This window comes from Corynebacterium timonense, assembly GCF_900105305.1.
Classification (GTDB): Bacteria; Actinomycetota; Actinomycetes; order Mycobacteriales; family Mycobacteriaceae; genus Corynebacterium; species Corynebacterium timonense.
Genome location: NZ_LT629765.1, coordinates 1,743,037 through 1,762,824, shown reverse-complemented (window position 1 = coordinate 1,762,824; position 19,788 = coordinate 1,743,037). Strand labels below are relative to the sequence as shown.

Below are 19,788 nucleotides of genomic sequence, written 5' to 3'. Positions count from 1 at the left end.
CGTCCCTGGACGCTAAAAGGAAGGGGCCCTCCACCCGTAGGACCAAGATCTCGTTCAAAGAAATGAGTAACGTTCATTAGCGCGCCGTGGCTGCTGGAACGTTATTGTGAAGCCGTGGTGAACTATCTTCGTAAGGCGGTCGAACCGGAGCTCGCCGTCGAGCGCATCAATTGCTACCGGTACGGCGAGGAGTACGTCAGCGTGCTTTCCGCTGTGTCCGACGGCGTGCGGTGGAACATCCTTCGCCTGTGCGCCTCACGTTCGCGCACCCAAACCGAGCTGCGAGCGACCCTTGGTGTCTCCTCGTCTGTTTTGTGCCGCCACATTCACATTCTGAAGCGGGCCGGACTCGTTGAATCGACCCGATGGGGACGGACACGAAAAGTATCAACTACCCCATCCGCCCGTGAGATGCTCGAGCGCTCTCTGCCGCTTCACGACGCCCACCGAACGTGAACGTGCCCCACCGCCAGCTGGCGGTGGGGCACCGTCGGGAGATGATCTACGAGGCCCGGTAGGAAGCAAGTGCCGGGGTGAAATCCGTTTGGATCACATTGGCCCCAGCATCAATGAGCCGGCCCCAGCCCATCGCTGGGTCGTGGAGAACGGATGTTTCATCGTCCCACCCCAGAAACATCGGGGTGCCCTCGGCGACGTTAATCGCATTGAGCCAGAGATACAGCCCCTTGCTGCGAATGCGGTCGAGCGTTTCTTGTGATGACAGTGTGTCCTCGGAGCCGTCGGTAAGCAGCTCGATGCCCACCATGTTGATGGTCTCGCTGTCGGCGGCTGCGAGGGCTGCCTCGAGCTCGCTCGCTGTTTCGACGATCGGCATGAACATGAACTTCTCGTCGTGGGAGCTCATGAGATCGAAGTTTTCGGCGTGTGCTGGGCCCTTGAGGATGCAGTTCCTGTGGGCCCGATGCGCTGCCAAAAAATCGAGCAGTTCTGCCCCGTACAGCCACGCTTTATCTAGGTTGAGCAGGCCGTCGCCAACCTTCTCGAGAACGTCCGACAGGCGCACCGGGGTGCAGGGGCGGTTGCTCTCGCTGACGAACCAGGCGTACTGCAGAGAGTCGATCTCTTCTGACGTCAACGTCGTAATGTCGACGTTGAGGTCGAAGTGCATCTTTTCGTAACCGGGGTGGAACAGGTAGAACACTCCGTCGGCCGATCGCATGAGGTCAATCTCCGCGATATCTGCACCAAGATTGAAGCAGGCGTTGATCGCTGCGGATGTGTTCTCCACGATGGTGCCGCCAGCCTGGCCACGATGCGCGGCGATCAGGAAGGGCTGGCTGTTCAGCCTCTCCAGAAGGACGCCGTTCATCCCCGCGCACTCGGGCAAGCCGAGAGAGGAGTATTCACGAGCCATTACTTACCAGTACCGCCTTCGATGTTCGCGGTGACGGCCGGGTCGAGGTTCTGCGCATCCTCGGTGAGCTTACGGCGAAGGATTTCGGAGTAAGCGGAGGACTTCGCGGTGCGACGGCTGCCCTTGAAGATCGACGGTCCGTACACAAGGTAGAGCACGATACCGGAGATGATCATGAGCAGCACGGTGTAGACGAAGGTCAGTGCCGTGGTGTCGTTGATCGACTCGGACGTCGTAGCGCTCTGGATGAAGATACCGAGCGGCTGGAAGAACGGGTGAGACAGGAACACCGCGATGTCGTAGTTATCCAGCAACGAGTTGAAGTTCAGGGCGAAGATACCCATCGCGACCGGGAAAACAATCGGCAGCAGGATGGTCCGGAACACACGGAACGAAGAGGCACCGAGCATCAGGGCTGCTTCTTCCAGGCTGTCGGGAACACCCATGAAGCTTGCCTTGAGCATGCGGAGGGTGAACGGAATCTTCTCGATGATGTAGCCGATCGCCAGAATGATCGTTGTACCCGTCAACACCATTCCGCCCACGAGGATGTTGCTCTGGCTGAAGGTAAGCACGAGCGAGAGGGCGATGAGGGTCGACGGCAAGATCCACGGGATGTGCAGCAAGTACTCGAATGCTACCGCGATCCAGTTTTTGTGCCTCTGGACAATCCGCGCGACGAACAGGAGGAAGAACACGACGATCGCGGAGGCAATGGCGGAGTAGATGATCGAGATCAGGAATGGGCGCAGTGCGGCCGAGTCGGTCACGATCAACAGGTAGTTGTCGAGCGTGAACGAGTCGAGCGTCAGCTGGCCGGTCGAGATAGTTTGGGCGTCCGTGAAGGAGAAGATGGTGATGAGCACCGGCGGGATCGCGTAGATGATGAAGAGCACGTACGCGAAGAAGTGAACGATCACGTTCGCAACCGGGTTCTCAATCTTCTGCTTCGGCAGAGGCGACGGGACCTTAGCCACCGAGAAGTAGGTGCCACCCGCCTCGAGCCTGTTGAGAATAACCAGCAGCAGGATGGTGGCAATACCGAGGAACATTGCCAGCGCAGCAGCAAGATCGCGGGAAGTGACGGTGTTCGCGAAGGTCAGGATCATCGGGGAAATCGTCTGGAACGTTTCGCCACCAAGAATCAGCGGCGCCGACATCGCGCTCAGGCCTGTCAGGAACGTCAGGACGGTGATGGAGAAGAAGATGGGCTTCATCACCGGAAGGACAATCTTGGAGATAATGCCCCAGGTGCTGGCGCCCATCTGGCGGGCAGCCTCGATGGTCTGGTAGTCGATCTTGGAGATCGCGTTCGTCATGAACAGCAGGTGGTTACCCGTCGTAGAGAACGTCATGACGAGCACGACGGCGAGCATTCCTGTGAACCATTCCTTGTTCATGTCGGGGAAGTAGTTCGACAGCAAGGATGTGATAAAGCCGTTCGGGCCGTAGATGAGATTGTAGCCCGAAACGAGCACCACACCCCCGTACAGCAAGGTGGTGGCGAAGCCCAAGTAGAGGATTCGCGCTCCCTTGATGTCGAAGTAGCGCGTGACCAGCACGATGAACACACCGACGATGTTCACTGTGAAGGACAGAATCACGGCAAGCAGGAAGGAGTTGCGGAGCGAATTCATCGCTCGCTCCGATTCGAACAGGCGAGGGAACACGCTGAACGACCATTCTCCGCCCGGCCTAAACACCGTGAGCAGCAGGGTCACCAGCGGGACGATCAGGAAGGCAAGGATAAACCACGCCACGATGATCATCACAATGATGTTCAGGGGCGACCTGAACATCGCTTGGATGTCTTTTTTCTGTCTACTCACTTTTTGTCCCCGCTATCCCCGAAGTTCTCGCTCGACGGCGCGTAGCTACGGATCCACTGGGGGTCAATGCCGAGGAAAACCTCGCCTTCGGCCCACTCGAAGTGGCCGGTTTCCTGCACGAGCACGCGAATGGACGAATCCAGCGCCCGGATCATGTACACCGAGGTCGTACCGAGATAGCTGCGTCCCTCGGGGACACCACGCAGGACGTGGATGCCCGCCGGCAACTCGCTCTGGTTCTGGGTGAAACGCACCTTTTCGAGCCGAATGTAGTGGTTGTGCTCGGGGTTGAGCCCCGCACCCTGCTTGTTGAGCTCAGCAACCTGACCTGGCGAGAGGCGGTTGACGTCGCCAAGGAAGTTGCAGACGAACTCTGTTTCGGAGTCGCTGTAGACGTCCTGGGGGCGGCCGACCTGTTCGATCATTCCGCGGTTGAGCACCGCGATGCGGTCGCTCATGGACAGGGCCTCTTCCTGGTCGTGCGTCACGTAGACGGTCGTGATGCCAGACTGTTGTTGCAGTTCCTTAAGCTGGACACGCAGCTGTTGGCGCAGCTTGGCGTCCAGGTTGGACAGGGGCTCATCCAGCAGAAGGATGTCGGGGCGCATGACCAGCGCGCGTGCGATCGCCACGCGCTGTTGCTGGCCACCAGAGAGAGCGGCAATACCCTTGTCCAGCTGCTCGGGTGTCAAGTTGACCTCGCGGGCCACCGTGGCAACACGCTCAGCGATCTCGTCCTTGGCCACCTTGGCAGTTTTCAGACCATAGGCGATGTTGTCCCCCACGGACATCGAAGGGAACAAGGCGTAGTTTTGGAACACCATGCCGATGCCGCGCTTGTTACTCGGGGAGCGAGTAATCTCGCGGTCCTTCGACATGATTCGACCCGAGGTTGGGTTGATAAAGCCAGCCAGCGTGCGCAGCGCGGTGGACTTGCCGCAGCCTGATGGGCCGAGGAGGGTGAAAAACTCTCCGTCTTCAATCGTCAGGTTAAACTCGGGCAACGCGAGGAAGTCGTTGTCGTAGCGGACAACGATGTCTTCGAATTTGATCACGGGAATGTTCCTTCGAGATAGACGAGTTAGAGGTAGTTGAGCTCGATGCGCTCGATCCACGCAGGAAGGTTCTCGGAGACGATGGTCCAGTCGATGTCCTGCTCCTTGAACGCCTCAGTCTGCTCGACGGCATCCTGATCTGCGTCCTCCAGAGCCGCCTGGTTGGTCGGTGCAGTAAAGAACTGGTTCGACCACTTCGCCTGGAACTCGGCGCCGCCGAACCAGTCGATGAACTCCTGTGCGCGCTCCGGCTTATCGGTACCAGCCACCAAGCCGACCTGCTGAGTCGCCATCGGGACCCCCACCGGCGGCTGAACCGCGGTGGTCGGGAGGTTGTACTCCTCCTCGCGGGCAGCCTTACCCGCCAGGTACATCTGACCCATGTCAACCTCGCCGCTGGCCATGTGGCCGTAGAGGTTCTGGCCCTCAACAGCGGGCACGCCGTACTCGAAGTACTGCTCAATGGCGTCCCAGCCCTCGTCACTGACGTTGAGCTCGCCGTTCGGGTCGAAGTGGCGTGCCAGGATGCCGGAGATCACGAGCTGCGTGGTAGCACCGCCCAAATTGCGGGGGACTTCGTAGCGGCCGTGGTATTCTTCCTTCTCCCACAGGTCCGGCCAGTCGTTCGGCGCGGTCTCCTCGGTGTATGCCGCGTCGTTGTAGACGAGCATGATCGGCTCACGGACGATCGGCCAGAAGGTTTCGCCGTCACCCATCGACGGGTCGACGTCACTGGACCATGCGGGCTCGTAGGGCTGGAGCACGCCGGAGGACTTGAGGTTTTCGAAATAGATGTTGTTGAGGCCGTAGACGACGTCGGCGATGGGGTTCGCTTGCTCGGCGATGAGGCGGTTCTGGATGTCGGCACCGCCGAGGTCGACGAACTCGATCTCGAAGCCGGCTGCGGCAGCCTCTTCTTGCAGCCACTCTCCACGGCCGTCAGAGACCGAGTTGGAGTAGATCACGAGGGGTTCGTTCTCCGGGTCGGAACCGCAAGCGGTCAGCGTCGCTGCGGCAAGCGACACGGTAAGTACGGATGCGGCAGTTTTGGCGAAACCAAGTCGCATTGTGAAGTCCTTTCCTAGTTCGGTCGACTCGGCATTTCGTGCGAAAATCCATTCGATCCCTGGAGGGGGGTGGCAAATAGCCAGAGGAAACGAAATGCTCCCCGCTAGCTTGTCAATGAACGGTGGACGAACATGAACGTTCCCATGACTAGTGCGTTAACTTCCCGCGAATGTTGAGATAACGACATCATTCGGGCGCCGACTAGCAGTTTTCTGAGGTGAGAGCGTGTGGCGGCCACGTGTGGGACATCTTATTAGCGAGCGCTGATAGGAAATCGTGCCAAGGGCCGTACCCCAATATGGGGAGAGTGGGTAAAACGATACCACTATGGGCGTGATAGGTTTAGATAGAATGTTCTAAAATGGTTGTGACGGGACCTTGTATTGCGCCCGTGTCGTGATTGGGGACACATGTACCGGCCGGGGTCCTTCACACGGTTATGCCCTACGTCAACGACGTAGGGCAGGTGCATGTCGTGGGATCGTGTGCGCCCGCTTCTCCAAGTCCTACGTGCAGCGTTCGCTGCTGCTCGGTCCATTCTGGGAGAGCTCAACGAATGTGCGCAGGATGCGGTCCATCTGGCGCGCTTCGGTCAGAAACGCGTCGTGGCCCATTGGGCTGGAAAGCTTGGACATGCCCAGGAGATGGCCAAGGTTGCGTGAGATGTGTTCCTGCTGGTGGTAGGGGTACAAAATGTCGGTGTCGACGCCGACCACCATGGTCGGTACTTGCGAGGAGGCCAGCGCCTTGTTGAGCCCGCCTCGGCCGCGGCCGACATCGTGGCGGTTGAGGGCTTCGGTGAGGCTGACGTACGCGCCGGCGTCGAAACGGTTCACGAGCTTCGTGCCCTGGTGCTCGAGGTAGCTCTGCACGACGAAGCGTTGGTTGTCGCTGCGGAACGGGCCGAAGGGGTTTTCGTCGGCTTGGGGCGCGGTGCCGGTTGCGTCCGCTAGCGTGGTGTACCTGTGACTGTCGGTGAGGGACCTCATGAACGTGTGAGGCGGCCACCGCAGTACCTTTCGAATCAATTCCAACATCTCCTCGAAAGGAACCAACGCGATGACCGCTGGACCCAATCATATCGACCCGACCGCCTACCTTGATGAGCTGCTCGCCCAAGCATCCCCGGATCTGATGCGTCAGATGCTGCAGGACTTCATCAACCAGATCCTCTCCACCCAAGCAGACAGCATCTGCGGGGCCGACTACGCCACAGTCAGCGACACCCGCACCAACCACCGAAACGGCTACCGCCACCGCGACCTGGACACACGCGTGGGCACCATCGACGTGAGAATCCCGAAACTTCGCCACGGATCATTCTTCCCCGACTGGTTGTTGGAGCGCCGCTCACGAGCAGAACGCGCCCTGGCCACCGTCGTAGCCACCTGCTACCTCAAGGGGGTCTCCACCCGCCGCATGAACGACCTTGTCGCCACCCTCGGGATCACCAACCTGTCGAAGTCACAGGTGTCTACCATGGCCAAAGAACTCGACGTGATGGTCGAAGACTTCCGCACCCGCCCGTTGGACACCGGCCCCTACCTCTATGTTTCCTGCGACGCGCTGACGATGAAGGTGCGTGAAGGCGGGCGCGTCGTCAAAACCAGCGTGCTGCTGGCCACCGGGGTTAACGCCGACGGGTACCGGGAGTTGCTTGGTATGCAGGTCGCCACCGCCGAATCGGCCGCGTCGTGGACCGGGTTCTTCCGCGACCTGAAAGCCCGGGGCCTGGATCAGGTGTACCTGGTCACCAGCGACGCCCACCTAGGCATCCAAGCCGCTGTGGGTGACTGCCTACCCAACGCATCCTGGCAGCGGTGCCGCACCCATTTCGCGAAGAATCTGTCATCGATGGTGCCGAAAACCCAGTGGCCGACATTGTCGGCGATGTTTCACACGATCTTCCAACAACCCGACGCCCAGGCCGTGTGGGACCAGGCCCGAGACGTCATTGAGTTTTGCCAGCAGAAGTTCCCCCATGTGGCGGATTACCTGGAGGAATCCTTGGACGACCTGCTGGCGTTTACGAACGCGCCGAAAGCGGTGTGGACGAAGGTGTGGTCAAACAACCCCACTGAAAGGCTCAACCGGGAGATCAGACGTCGCACCGACGTCGTGGGGATCTTCCCCAACCGCGACGCCGTCGTGCGTCTGGTCGGGGCGGTACTCGCCGAGCAACACGATGATTGGATCCAGCAGAAACGCTACATGTCGCTAACCAGCCTGGAACAGACCAAGACGATGATGACAGCCACCGTCATTGATGCCGGCGAATCCACTCAGGAGGTTGCATGAGCCCACGCCAGCACCGAGCTCGTGACGGCCCCTGACACCGTCATCCTGCTTGTTCATATCGGAAGGCAGATACACCACCACCGTGGACTTGACCCGCGGTGCCGAAGCGCTCGTCGATCTCGAGTTCTCCGCGGTAGGTCAGGTGGGCGATGCGCCGCGCTGCAGGTGAAGATCCGCGACGGTCACCAGGTGGTCAATAAAACCTGCCCCGTGGCGGCCGGCATCGACATCGACGGCATCAACCACACCGTGGGCTGGTAGATCGCCGACATGGAAGGGGCTGCATTCTGGGCATCCGTGTGCGCGGATCTGGCCAATAGTCGAGCCAGCGACATGCTCATCGACTAAAAGGCTTACAGGCCTGCCTGAGGCCATGGACGCGCTATGGCCGAATTCGATCGGTGCACGCCTGCATCGTGCATGTGATCTGGGCTGTCAACCGGTGGGTGTCCTATCAGGACCGTAAACCTTCTCACTCACGCACTACCTCAGGTCTCTACCGCCGCGAACGAGGACACCGACACCGCCGCAACCGCGTTGGACGCCTCCGACGTCTCTGAGATGGGGCAAAAAATTCCCGCAATTGGTGAAGACGCGTCGGAGCGGTTCGTGCCGTTTCTGCAGTCTCCGCCGACTGCTCGTCGGGTGGCATACACCACCAACGCGATCGAATCTCTCAATACCGAACTGCGCAAGGCGGCCCGTCATCGTGGCCAGTTCCCCACGGATGCTGCGGCGTTGAACACGCTGTGGTTGATGATCCGCACCATCAAGGACAAGCGCGCCACCCAACCGGCGAGGAAAGCTAAACGTGGCGTCGACTGCGACGGCTACATGAAAGGGGCGCAAACCCGAAGGGCGGAAACACGCCATCAACCAACTAACCGTGGCCTACCCCGACCGATCCGCGAACCACATATCAACCACGCCCCGCACACAAACAAATAGGCACTCTCAAGTGTTCATGCGCATACGTCGGTGGTGAACATCCGCCCCGGCACTACGCGCCAAGGCAATGAAGAATACGTCCTGGCGACCAATGAGACGCCTGAAATGAGGCCGGTAAAGATCAACGCCGGATACGACAAACGCGCCACATGGTACACAGTGCGCTAGGCCGTTAACGTCAAGCTTCCTCGCGAGAAGCCTTGGGCGGGAGGACTAAAGCTCTCCAACTCATTTTTTAAACGATGTACATTGCCTTACATGCCCGGGAAACGAACCGCGGGGATCTGGGTAAAAAACCGCACCCCCCAGTCATGCCCCATCTAGGAGGTAGGTGATCGGAAAACACCTCACTCCAGGCGTTCGAGCGGGTACCTGCGCTAGTTTTCGCCGGTCCTTTTTGACATCGCCCTTGCGGATGTTCCAAGGAACATCATGCTGATAAGAAAGAGGGGAACCGCCACGGTCCCTAACGCAATAATGCACGCGACAGACGCAAGCACCAATCCAATTCCAATATTCACTTTTCTCTGCGAATTTCCAGAGAAGCTCATGTGTTATCTCCTTCCAACGATAGTTTTAGGCTGTGACCGCTTAGCAGAAAGTTGCAGCGCCGACCAAACCGCCCCCGACAGCACCCCAGGGTCCGCCTGCGGCTCCGCCACCTATAGCGGAACCCGCTGTACCTGCGACGCACTTGCCCCAATCGGACCACCATCCATAGGCCACAGTGCCATTCGGGCCGGTCTTAACCACCAGAAGCTCACTGTCGGAGATTTTCTCATAGAAGAATCCAATTTCCTCGCCGTCAGAATCCGTTGCACCAGTGGGCATCGCTTCCGAAACGACCCCTTGCGGGTCCCTCACCACCGTTTGCCCGTCGATAGTATCGAAACTGAAGCCATCCTCGAGCGAAACTACAACATCGCGCCCTTCATTGACAGCCGATAGTGAATACGAAGTCGCGAGCTGGCGAGTGTCCTGAGCGGATGCTGCGCCCGCTGGAATGATCGCGGCGGCGACAAGCACGGCCGCAAGAGTATTCTTAAACCGCATATGATCTTCTCTAGTTTCAAATCAATTTCAGAGCAATTCGGCGTCTACGGTTGAGGCAAGCTCTCGAACAGTGTGCCGCGAAGCGTTTTCCCGGCACTTCTGAGCCTATGCCCTCAAGGCCTTGTCAACAAGCACATCCACCGATGAGGGTACGTTCGTACACCCCTGTTCGGGGTAACCTCAATATGGATGTACTCACCGGAATCCTCTTCAAATATAGGACCCTTGGGTGTACGGTAGAAAGAGTTTAGAATCCTCCTATCATTTTTAATTCGGTCTACTAATGGAAATATTTCTTCATTAGCAGCCCGAAAAGGATGCATGCCGCAAGAACCAAGAGCCCCTGCTAAAGAGACCCGTCTTCGATCTCCTCCATCTCTTTTGGGATGGTGTCAAATACGTCTTTAGGCAACATGGTCCTTTTGGCTGAAGCACTCTCGACTGCAAGGTGACCAAGGCCAATACCATTCAAAACGCACCGGAAGGCCAGGGATTTTGCGCACTCCACTGTGCCACGGCGAGACCAGAGGCACCCCCACCGATGCATGACGCAACAGTATTTCCCTTCAGACCTGCATTGTGAGCGTACCCTGCATTCGGATCCAGTGTTGAGATCGGCGGGCAGGCCGAAACAGCGCACATACCGGTACCTGCAGCGAAGAGAACAGCGGGGTAACCCTCAGAGCGGTACGCGTAGTTGATCCGTTAACTTTTCGTGAAATCGCGTCTTCGGCATCCTGCAACCCTTCTCCGCTGCTGCGGCCGTGTCATCGTCAGACATGTGCGTCTCGATCATGTCGCTCAGCTCGGGGCTTTCCACTTCACATGAAGCGTGAGGCACAACGGGTTCTGCGGCACCCCACACAATCAGCTGCTCAACAGATTTTCTCATACCTGGAAGGGGCCTGCAGGCATTTTTAACCGCAAGAAACTCATCAATCGCGTCAGTGACTGTTTTTGCAATTGGTGCAACAATCTTGCCGCCTGCCGAAGCGGAGCAATCATCCCCCGCCAGCGCGGCGGAAGTGATGCGACAGACCGCATTGAGCAGAATGCAACCTACTCTGCGATAGTGTCAGTAGACGACTCGAAGGGGATTGTCGCATGATCACACCCCCGCCCCAGCCCTGAGCCGGGCCCTGACAACAAGCCCTCAAACATCACCACAATTCGAAACCAGATATACCGCTACCCAGGACTTGACCCTAGGACTTGACCTGGTGGCATGTCCATGCTGCCATGACGTGAGGGTGACGCATGGTGCGTGGGTGCGTGATGCGAGCCGAAGCCCTGCGCAGCAGCTTGCCTACGTTCAGTGCTGTGTGCCGGATACGTCGTCCTGGGACCGTTTGATGAATTTCCGCAGGATGCGGTCCATCTGGCGCGCTTCGGTCAGAAACGCGTCGTGGCCCATTGGGCTGGAAAGCTTGGACATGCCCAGGAGATGGCCAAGGTTGCGTGAGATGTGTTCCTGCTGGTGGTAGGGGTACAGAATGTCGGTGTCGACGCCGACCACCATGGTCGGTACTTGCGAGGAGGCCAGCGCCTTGTTGAGCCCGCCTCGGCCGCGGCCGACATCGTGGCGGTTGAGGGCTTCGGTGAGGCTGACGTACGCGCCGGCGTCGAAACGGTTCACGAGCTTCGTGCCCTGGTGCTCGAGGTAACTCTGCACGGCGAAGCGTTGGTTGTCGCTGCGGAACGGCCCGAAGGGGTTTTCGTCGGCTTGCGGTGTGGTGCCGAAGCGCTCGTCGATCTCGAGTTCTCCGCGGTAGGTCAGGTGGGCGATGCGCCGCGCTGCAGCCAGTCCGTGGCTGGGGGCGTCGCCGGTGTTGTAGTAGTCACCGCCGTTCCAGGCGGGGTCGCGGGTAATGGCGGAGATCTGCGCGCTCTGAATGCCGATCTGCCAGGCGCTCGCGCGCGCCGAGACGGCGATGACGCAGGCGGCGCCAACTTTTTCGGGGTAGAGCAGGGTCCATTCCAAGGTGCGTGCCCCGCCCATGGATCCGCCGAGGACCGCGTGGACGCGTCCGATGCCGAGAGCGTCGAGGAATGCCTTTTCTGCGTGGACTTGGTCGCGGATGGAGACCGCGGGAAAGCGCGAGCCCCAGGCTCGGCCATCGGGGTGAGTGCTGGACGGTCCGGTGGTGCCGTAGCAGGAGCCGAGCGCGTTGGTGCAGATGACGCACCACCGGTCGGTGTCGAGCGCCTTGCCCGGCCCGATCGCCTCGGCCCACCACTGTGCGGCGTCGGAATCGCCGGTCAAGGCGTGCTCAACCAGCAGCACGTTGTCTCCGCGGAGGTCCCCCCAGCGCTGGAAGGCGATGTGGACATCGCTGATCAGCGCCCCAGCTTCCGTGTCAAAGTCTCCGATACTGACCTTGTGGAGCTTTCCGGCCTCCGGCAGAGTCAACGTGCGTGCCTCCTTAACAGTTGGCGGTGTTAGATAGCGGCGAAGCCGCGCTCGAGGTCAGCGATGATGTCCTCGATGTCCTCGATGCCCACGGACAGGCGGACCGTCGACTGGCTGATACCGGCGCGCTTCAAGCCTGCCTCGTCGGACTGGGAGTGCGTCGTGGAGGCCGGGTGGACGGCCAAGGAGCGCACGTCGCCAACGTTGGCGAGGTTGGAGTGCAGCTTCAGGGCGTCGATGAAGGTCCACGCCTTGGCGCGATCGTTCTCGTCGCCCGCGATGTCGAAGGAGAGGACGGAGCCGGTGTAGCGCAGGCCCAGCTTTTCCTTCACGGCGTAGTAGGGCGAGTCCGGCAGGCCGGCGAAGTTCACGCGCGCGACCTTGTCGTGGTTGGACAGGAACTCTGCGACCTTGAGGGCGTTCTGGTTGTGGCGCTCGATGCGCAGGCCGAGGGTATCGAGGCCCTGCAGGGCGACCCACGCGTTGAACGGCGAGATCGCGGCACCGGTGTCGCGCAAGATGCCGGCACGGGCCTTGAGGGCGAAGGCCGGGGCGCCCAGGTCGGCGTACTTGAGGCCGTGGTAGGCGGGGTCCGGGGTGACGAAGTAGGGGAAGACCGGCTGGCCGTCGCGCTCGACGGTCCAGTCGAACTTTCCGCCGTCGACGAGCACGCCACCGACTGCTGCGCCGTTGCCGGTGTAGAACTTCGTGGTGGAGGCGACGACGATGTCGGCGCCCAGCTCGAGCGGCTTCGCCAGCGCGGCGGTGGCCACGGTGTTGTCCACGATGAGCGGGACGCTGTTGCGGTGGGCAACCTCGGCGACGGCCGGGATGTCCAGAACGTCGGCGATCGGGTTGCCGAAGGTCTCGCCGTAGAAGGCCTTGGTGTTCGGCTGCACGGCTGCCTGCCAGGAGTCGAGGTCGTCCGGGTTCTCGACGAAGGTGACGTCGATGCCGTAGCGCTTGAGGGCGATCTGGAAGAGGGTCTCGGTGCCGCCGTACAGGCGCGGGGAGGTGACGATGTGGTCGCCGGAGGACGCGAGGTTGGTGATCGCGGCGGTCTCAGCGGCCATGCCGGACGCGAAGGTCACGGCGGCGACGCCGCCTTCGAGGCTGGCGATGCGGTCTTCGAGGGCCTGCTGGGTCGGGTTGGTCAGGCGGGTGTAGATGGGGCCGGGATCGGCGAGGCTGAAACGGTCGGCGGCGTGCTGGGCGTCGTTGAAGACGTAGGACGTCGTCATGTAGATGGGTTGGTTGCGGGCGCCGGTGTCGGAGTCAACGGTCTGGCCTGCGTGGATCGAGCGGGTGCCGAAGCCCCATTCCTGTGCTTGTGAGTTGTCGTACTTTGCCATGGCCAACAATGTATCGGCTGTGTCACGTCTTGTGTACCAAGCTGTCTGTCTACCCAATTGACCAGGCATTTCCTGTGAATAAAAATCCCACCAAAGAACGCTAAATGGACCGAGGGGTCTAATGGAGGGTGCAGGTTCACAGGGTTTCATGAACTGCGGGTAAACGGTGCGAGTGAAACGTTCATGAACACGTGTTTCTCCAGCTCACACAGCGAAATATGGGGATTAAGGTGAAGACGGCAGAACGTTGCGGAAGGAGTGGAAATGGCCGTCATTGTCTTTGACATCGGCAAAGTCATCGTTCCCGAGGGGGACAGGGTTCAGCGCCTAGTGGGGTTCCTCCGAAAGCACCACGTCGAGGTGGGGGTGACGGAGCTCATGGAAGGCTACTGGGCCTACCGCGACGAGTACGACCTTGGACTACCTGACGAGGAGTATTGGCCGAAGGTACTCGGCCGCGCCGGCGCGACGTATGACGCGGAGAGCCTCGACGTCATCGCGCTTGGGCGTCTCGACGGTCAGCGCAACGCGACGGCGGATGTGGGCGTCGAAAAGCTACTGAGTGAGCTCGACGCGGCCGGGCACAACCTTGGCTTGCTGAGCAACGCCCCAGTCTCAATGGTGGAGGCGGTGAGAGAGTCCGAGTGGGGCCGCCCAATTCGGGTAAAGATCTTTTCCTCCGAGGTGGGCGTGGCAAAGCCCGACCGGAGGATCTACGAGATCGCCGAGCGCGAGCTTTCGCAAGAATTCGCGGGCTACGAGCGCTCGGAGGTGCACTTTTTCGACGACCGTGAGGTCAACGTCGAGGCGGCCCGTGAATTTGGGTGGAACGCGCACCTGTGGGCGGGGGAGGAGGCGGCGCGCCGCGCCGTGAATTAGCTCTGTATCGCACGACTGCGCCCCGCCTCGGTGTATCGCCTAGGCGGGGAACAGTCGTGCAGCGGGGGAGCCGTTAGCGGAAGTAGAGGAGAGGCGCGAAGCTCTGCATGTCGTTGAAGATGCAGTAGGCAGGTGCGTCGACCTCGAACACGTCGATCTCGCGCACCCACGAGTTGTACTCGTCCGCAGCGGCAACGAGCTCGGGGTCCTCAACGTCCGCCTTCGTCAGGCGGTAGCCGAAGGTGCTGTGGAACGCGTAGTCGCCGGGGGCTTCTACGGGGATCTCGAGCACCTCGCCCACCTCGCGGCGGAAGCGCGCCAATTCGTTGGCGACATCCTCGTCAGCAGGCTCCAAGCGCAGTGTCAGCTTACGTGCCAGAGGGTAGACGCCCGGGGAGACCATCCGCATATCCCGCGGGCCGCGGATCTCCGCTTTCTGTAGCCGCTCCAGCATGAGTAGGGCGGCCTCGGGAAATCGAGCGGAATCGCTGAGCCAGGCAGGCCACGCCTCCGACTGGCCGTCAAAGTGCGGGCCTTTGAGGCCCGCCAGCACGGTCATGTGGAAGCTTGACGGGACGGTCAGACCGAAGTCGCTGGCCCATCCGCGTGCTCGCACATCGTCTTGGATGCGTCGGCCGAGCGAGTACAGCGGGGAGCCTTCGACCGCCTCGGCGACGAAGGTCGTCCCTGGGTGGCGGAGGGCGGTGCCGCTTCGGTCAAACTTTTCCCAGGTACGGAGGTTGTCAACGAATTCTGTCATTACTGGTTCCCTGCGCGCTCGTTGTAGGAAGTGATCGACTGGTCTGCGCCCTCCTTGGCGGTCTGAAGCGCCTCGTCGGCGTTCGCTCCGTTGGCGATGGTGGACATTGCCTCGCCGTAGGACGTGCGGGCGTCGTTCAGAGCGCCGGAGTGGCAGCCAGCCGTCACGGTGTTGACGGGGGTGGAGGTCAGCTGGTCAAGGAGACTCTCGTGCTGCGGGGTGAGGTCGGTGAGGTTTTCGGCAGCGGAAGAGGTGGTGGGCAAGTAGCCGGTCTCTTGGAAGATGGTCATCTGGGACTCGTCCGAGCCGATGAACTTCATGAACTCCCAGGCTGCAGCCTGCTCTTCCTCGGACGTGCCCTCTGCGATCGCCCACAGGGAGTTACCACCCGGCACGGCGCCAGCCTCTGCCGTATCACGGGGCAGGCTACGGATGGACCAGTCCCAGTCGAGGTTAGCCTCGGCGACGTTGCCGTAGTTGGAGGAGGAGTTCATCTGGATCGCGGCTTCCTGGCTGAGGAAGGCGCCGGTTGCCGCGGAGCCATCGTTGCCTGGGTTGTGGATGGCACCGCTGTCGTACAGCTCACCGATACGCGTCCAGGTGGACACGAGCTCGGGGTTGGTGAGGTCGAACTCGGTCGGCTGCTCGGCGCCCACGCCGTTCTCGGGGAGGCAGAACTCGTTGCCCAGCATCGACATCGTCTGCTCCATGTACCACCCCGACTGGTGGAAGGTCAGGCCCGCGCGGCCGGTGGCCTCGTGGATCTGCTCGACTGCGTCGAGGAGGCCGTCGAGGGTGGTGAGGGACTCGGGGTCGACGCCGGCCTCAGCGAGCAGGGTGTCGTTGGTGAACAACGCGGGCTGGGAGACCATCGCAGGCATGGAGAACACCTTATCATCCATGGTGTAGTAGTTCGCGACGGCGGGAATGAGCACGGAGAAGTCGTAGGATTCGTCTTCTTCAGCCAGGTCCTGCGCGGGCAGGGCGAGGCCGGAATCCTTCAGGTAGCGGGTCTGAACGTCGTTGGCCTGTAGCAGAGCGGGCAGGTCGCCGGTCTGGACGGACGCCACGAACTTGGAGATGGAATCGCCGTAGTCGCCCTGGTAGGAAGCGAGGATCTCGATCTCGCCCTTGTGCTCCTCGTTGAACTGGTCCACGAGCTCCTGGAGTGTCTGGCCGGCGGCGCCGGAAGATGAGTGCCAGAAGTCGACAACCACTGCGCCGTCAGCGTTGGTGGGGGTGTCTCCGCCGTTGCCGCAGGCGGTGAGCGAGGTGGCGGTGAGGGTGGCCACGGTGGCCATGGACAGGATGCGGGCGTACTTCTTCATTACTTGACAGCTCCTTCGGTAAGGCCGCGACTCAGGTACTTCTGACCAAAAATCACGAGGATGATGGTGGGTAGCGCTGCGATGAGCAGGCCGGCAAGAACCAGACCTGTATCCACAGCGGTTTCGTCAGCCAGAGCCTTAATACCCGGCTGGATGGTACGGACGGAGGCCGATTGCGTAATAAGCAGCGGCCACATGTAGCCGTTCCATGCGGCGATCGCGCCAGTAACAAGCGCGGTCATGCACACGGACCGGTTGAGGGGGATGAGGAAGGTGAATAGGAAGCGCAGGGGGCCTACGCCCTCGAGGCGGGTCGCCTCCAGGATTTCCTTCGGGAATTGCTTGAACGCCTGGTAGAACAGGAAGATCGTGAACGACGAGGCGACGTAGGGCAGGAAGATCGCGATGATGGTGTCGTAGAGGCCCATCTCACGAACGGTGAGGTAGTTACCGATGACGGAGAGCTCCGACGGGATCATCATGGGGATGAGGAAGAACAGGAGAATCTTCCCGGGCATGGGGATCCGCCCGAACGCCAGAGCGAACGCGGCCAGAACACCGGTGACGAACTGTCCGCCGGTCTGGAGGATGGTCACGATCACCGAGTTCAGCATCTGCTGCCCCACCTCGGATTGCCGCCACGCGCGAGGGTAGTTCGAGGCGACGAAGTCACCGAACAGCAGGCTCTGGATACCACCCTGGATGTCGGGGGTGGAACGGAACGAGCCGATCAGCGCGTACGCGACGGGGAAGATGATGAACAGGCAGGCGATGAGTAGCCAAATCCACAGAATTACTGTGACGACAGGGGATCGAAGTTGAGAATTCACGGCTAGGCATTCTTTCTGGAGATGCGGAACTGGATGAGCGTGAGGACGAGGATGATGATGAAGAGCACCATGCCTCGCGCCGATGCGCTCGCGAAGTCGGCTGTACCGCCACCAAACGCGTTTTCGTAGATGTCGAGGACGAGCGTCCTCGTGGCGTTACCAGGACCACCGCCGGTAAGGACGTGGAAGATGGTGAATTCTTTCATGGCGGACATCGACTGCGTGACGGCAAGGAACAGCAACATGGGCGCGATCCCGGGAATGACGATGTGCCGGATGTACCTCCCGCCCGTCGCGCCGTCGAGGTTCGCGGCCTCGACCACCTCCGGAGAGATGGTGTCGATAGCCACCATGAGGAGCAGGATCACGAAGGAAATGCCGATCCAGAGGTCGACGATGATCGCGGACCACAGGGCGATCTCCGGGCTGGTCAGCCACCCGACTTGGTTAAACCCAAGGGAGATGGCGATCTGATCGAACAAGCCCACGAGCGGCGCGAACATGTTGCGGAACACCAGGGTGCCAATCGCGGTGGACACGGCCATGGGCACAAGAACGACGGAACGCATCCAGAACGTTCCCTTGAGGCGGTAGCTCAGCGGCAGCGCGATAGCGAGGCCAAGAGCGAGCTTCAGAACGACGGAAACCACCGTGAAGATCAGGGTGCGCGACAGGGTGGCCAAGAACGTCGGGTCCGAGAAGATCGCGAGGTAGTTATCAATGCCCGCGAACCCGCTCGGGCGACCGAAAAGGTCGACCGTTGAAAACGACAGGTAAAGGGCACGAAAAAAGGGGTAGAACTCGAAGACAAGGAACAGGATTAGGCTTGGCACGAGGAAGAGCCAGGCGATCCAGTCGATGGGTTGCTTATGCGTCTTCGGTTTTTGCTCGACGGGGGAACTCATTCGACGATCCGCTCCTCGGTATCGGCATCGAAGACGTGCATCTTGTTCCGGTTGATGCGCAGCGAGATGGGGGAGCCCTCGGAGAAGCTCTCGGTGTTACGGACACGAACAATCAGCTCATCCGGCGTGCCTAGGTCCTCGGCGACGACGTGGACGAACTTGTCGGAACCGAAGTTCTCCACAAAGGTCACCTGGCCCGTAAAGTCGGCTTCGGTCTCGCTGCACAGGTCCACATCCTCGGGGCGAACGCCGAGAATGATGGACATCCCGCTTGCGTTGGCTGCACGGGACGGAAAGTCGATGCTGATCGATCCCACGTGGAGCTTGCCCTCGGCGACGGTGCCGCGGCGCAGGTTCATCGACGGGGAGCCGATAAACGTCGCCACGAAAATGTTGACGGGGCGCAGGTAAAGCTCCTCCGGCGTGCCTACTTGCTGCATGTTGCCGCCCTCAAGCACCGCAATGCGGTGGGCCATTGTCATGGCTTCTACCTGGTCGTGGGTGACGTAGAGCATCGTGGTGCCGAGAGAACGCTGCAGCTGGCTGATCTGAGTGCGGGTGCTCACGCGGAGCTTCGCGTCAAGGTTAGAAAGTGGCTCGTCCATGAGGAAGACGCTGGGCTCGCGAACGATGGCGCGGCCCATGGCGACGCGCTGGCGCTGACCACCCGATAGTGCCTTCGGGAGGCGGTCAAGGTAGGGGTCAAGCTCGAGAAGACGGGACGCTTCCTGCACGCGGCGGTCGCGCTCTTCCTTTGCCACCTTTTGCATCTTGAGGGCGAACGCCATGTTCTCTGCGACGGTCATGTGCGGGTAGAGGGCGTAGGACTGGAAAACCATCGCGACGTCCCTCTTGGACGGAGCGGTTGTCGAGGAGGGTTCTCCACCAATGTAAATCTCGCCCGAGGTCAGGGCCTCCAAGCCTGCGACCATGCGCAGGGTGGTGGACTTTCCGGACCCAGACGGGCCGACGACTGCAATCAGCTCGCCATCATCGATCTTCAGATCGAGGTTGTTGATGGTCGGTCGCGGATTGCCGGGGTACTGCAGAGTTGCCGCATCGAAGAGAATTTCTGCCATGTCTCAACTTTCCCTGTATGTGGTCAAGGGTTGGTTTGGTAGGAAGTGCTCGACGTGTGGGAGCGGAACAAAGAGTCGCAGCGGAGTGTGACAACGTGCTGTCCGAAGGGTGAATGGAAATCAAAATCGAAAAGTCGGACATTCGTGCAGCTAGATAGTGTTTTGCTGGGAGGAGCTGAACTGCAGGTGCGAAAAACCCTGCGGGAATGGCCGCGATTGCCGGTTCTGAGACGAATGGAAAGCGAAGTATGTTTACGCGAACGTAAGAAACGTCGGCTGGTTAACGTCGTAGTGCCGTCGAGAGTGGACGGTGAGGGGGAACTTTCCCATCGAAAGCAACTATTCTCGAGCCGATTGTGGAGCGGGGGTGCCTGTTGGGGGTGGCTGAGGGGAGGTGCGATTGGCGGCGTCTGGCAGGAAAGGGGGAGAAAAGGTGGCCGTCACGCCGTCGTTTCCGCCTCTCGTGTGATGTACCGCGTTCGAGTGGCACGTGTGGGAACGTTCCTTATATTGTGGGCTGCATGTGCTGTGATAGCGCGACGCGCCCGCTTCTCTGGTGCGACGAAGGGCTCTCAGAATTGCCACGCCAACTGATTGGGAATCCTCGCAACACAACCAC

15 protein-coding genes and 2 pseudogenes are annotated in these 19,788 nt (G+C 60.5%); 4 read left to right on the top strand and 13 right to left on the bottom strand.

From position 1 onward, the window contains the following. Nucleotides 1-114 precede the first annotated feature (114 nt). Nucleotides 115-456 carry an ArsR/SmtB family transcription factor gene (locus BLT81_RS13395; protein ID WP_172812386.1) on the top strand — a complete coding sequence of 114 codons (342 nt, stop codon included), beginning with the start codon at nucleotides 115-117 and terminating at the stop codon, nucleotides 454-456. Nucleotides 457-502: 46 nt separating this feature from the next. Here BLT81_RS13395 and BLT81_RS08275 read toward each other — a convergent pair whose 3' ends face one another. From BLT81_RS08275 to BLT81_RS08255, 5 genes and pseudogenes are all read right to left on the bottom strand, one after another. After that, nucleotides 503-1,375 (bottom strand): glycerophosphodiester phosphodiesterase family protein, encoded by an 873-nt coding sequence (locus BLT81_RS08275; RefSeq protein WP_019194311.1) that lies wholly within the window; start codon nucleotides 1,373-1,375, stop codon nucleotides 503-505. Further along, on the bottom strand, nucleotides 1,375-3,174 hold the full coding sequence (locus BLT81_RS08270; protein WP_019194312.1) for an ABC transporter permease: 1,800 nt from the start codon (nucleotides 3,172-3,174) through the stop codon (nucleotides 1,375-1,377). The genes BLT81_RS08275 and BLT81_RS08270 overlap by 1 nt, the downstream gene beginning before the upstream one ends. Nucleotides 3,175-3,200: 26 nt before the next feature. After that, nucleotides 3,201-4,259: an ABC transporter ATP-binding protein gene (locus tag BLT81_RS08265; RefSeq protein WP_019194313.1), complete on the bottom strand. Its 1,059-nt coding sequence runs from the start codon at nucleotides 4,257-4,259 to the stop codon at nucleotides 3,201-3,203. A gap of 26 nt (nucleotides 4,260-4,285) precedes the next feature. Then, entirely contained in the window at nucleotides 4,286-5,326 is a 1,041-nt protein-coding gene (locus BLT81_RS08260) for an extracellular solute-binding protein (protein WP_019194314.1), read from the bottom strand. Nucleotides 5,327-5,833: 507 nt separating this feature from the next. Then, nucleotides 5,834-6,265: pseudogene (locus BLT81_RS08255) on the bottom strand (homoserine O-acetyltransferase MetX); the annotation flags it as partial. A gap of 121 nt (nucleotides 6,266-6,386) precedes the next feature. On the opposite strand from BLT81_RS08255, the gene BLT81_RS08250 reads away from it, so the two are divergent. Then, a complete protein-coding gene (locus BLT81_RS08250; RefSeq protein ID WP_083337246.1) occupies nucleotides 6,387-7,625 on the top strand; it encodes an IS256 family transposase in 1,239 nt (412 codons plus the stop codon). A gap of 156 nt (nucleotides 7,626-7,781) precedes the next feature. After that, nucleotides 7,782-8,544: pseudogene (locus BLT81_RS13105) on the top strand (transposase); the annotation flags it as partial. A 620-nt stretch (nucleotides 8,545-9,164) separates the two neighbouring features. Here BLT81_RS13105 and BLT81_RS13010 read toward each other — a convergent pair. The 3 genes from BLT81_RS13010 to BLT81_RS08230 all read right to left on the bottom strand — a co-directional run bounded on the left by BLT81_RS13010 (nucleotide 9,165) and on the right by BLT81_RS08230 (nucleotide 13,388). Beyond that, nucleotides 9,165-9,599, bottom strand: coding sequence for a hypothetical protein (locus tag BLT81_RS13010; RefSeq protein WP_155860841.1), 435 nt, complete (start codon nucleotides 9,597-9,599; stop codon nucleotides 9,165-9,167). A gap of 1,339 nt (nucleotides 9,600-10,938) precedes the next feature. Next, nucleotides 10,939-12,036, bottom strand: a complete 1,098-nt coding sequence (gene metX, locus BLT81_RS08235; protein ID WP_019194317.1) for a homoserine O-acetyltransferase MetX — start codon at nucleotides 12,034-12,036, stop codon at nucleotides 10,939-10,941. A 29-nt stretch (nucleotides 12,037-12,065) separates the two neighbouring features. After that, entirely contained in the window at nucleotides 12,066-13,388 is a 1,323-nt protein-coding gene (locus BLT81_RS08230; protein ID WP_019194318.1) for an O-acetylhomoserine/O-acetylserine sulfhydrylase, read from the bottom strand. Between the two features lie 264 nt (nucleotides 13,389-13,652). Here BLT81_RS08230 and BLT81_RS08225 point away from each other — a divergent pair, with 264 nt between their 5' ends. Next, nucleotides 13,653-14,267, top strand: a complete 615-nt coding sequence (locus BLT81_RS08225) for an HAD-IA family hydrolase (RefSeq protein WP_019194319.1) — start codon at nucleotides 13,653-13,655, stop codon at nucleotides 14,265-14,267. A 73-nt stretch (nucleotides 14,268-14,340) separates the two neighbouring features. Here BLT81_RS08225 and BLT81_RS08220 read toward each other — a convergent pair whose 3' ends face one another. From BLT81_RS08220 to BLT81_RS08200, 5 genes are read right to left on the bottom strand one after another with little or no spacing between them, the layout of a single operon-like run. After that, on the bottom strand, nucleotides 14,341-15,027 hold the full coding sequence (locus BLT81_RS08220; RefSeq protein WP_019194320.1) for a DUF1868 domain-containing protein: 687 nt from the start codon (nucleotides 15,025-15,027) through the stop codon (nucleotides 14,341-14,343). Next, the gene (locus BLT81_RS08215) at nucleotides 15,027-16,355 is read right to left on the bottom strand and encodes an extracellular solute-binding protein (RefSeq protein WP_019194321.1); all 1,329 of its coding nucleotides are present in this window, start codon (nucleotides 16,353-16,355) and stop codon (nucleotides 15,027-15,029) included. Before BLT81_RS08215 ends, BLT81_RS08220 begins: the two co-directional genes overlap by 1 nt. Next, a complete protein-coding gene (locus tag BLT81_RS08210; RefSeq protein ID WP_019194322.1) occupies nucleotides 16,355-17,185 on the bottom strand; it encodes a carbohydrate ABC transporter permease in 831 nt (276 codons plus the stop codon). Before BLT81_RS08210 ends, BLT81_RS08215 begins: the two co-directional genes overlap by 1 nt. A gap of 2 nt (nucleotides 17,186-17,187) precedes the next feature. Continuing rightward, a complete protein-coding gene (locus BLT81_RS08205; protein ID WP_019194323.1) occupies nucleotides 17,188-18,090 on the bottom strand; it encodes a carbohydrate ABC transporter permease in 903 nt (300 codons plus the stop codon). Beyond that, on the bottom strand, nucleotides 18,087-19,169 hold the full coding sequence (locus BLT81_RS08200) for an ABC transporter ATP-binding protein (RefSeq protein ID WP_019194324.1): 1,083 nt from the start codon (nucleotides 19,167-19,169) through the stop codon (nucleotides 18,087-18,089). Before BLT81_RS08200 ends, BLT81_RS08205 begins: the two co-directional genes overlap by 4 nt. Between the last annotated feature and the right edge of the window lie 619 nt (nucleotides 19,170-19,788).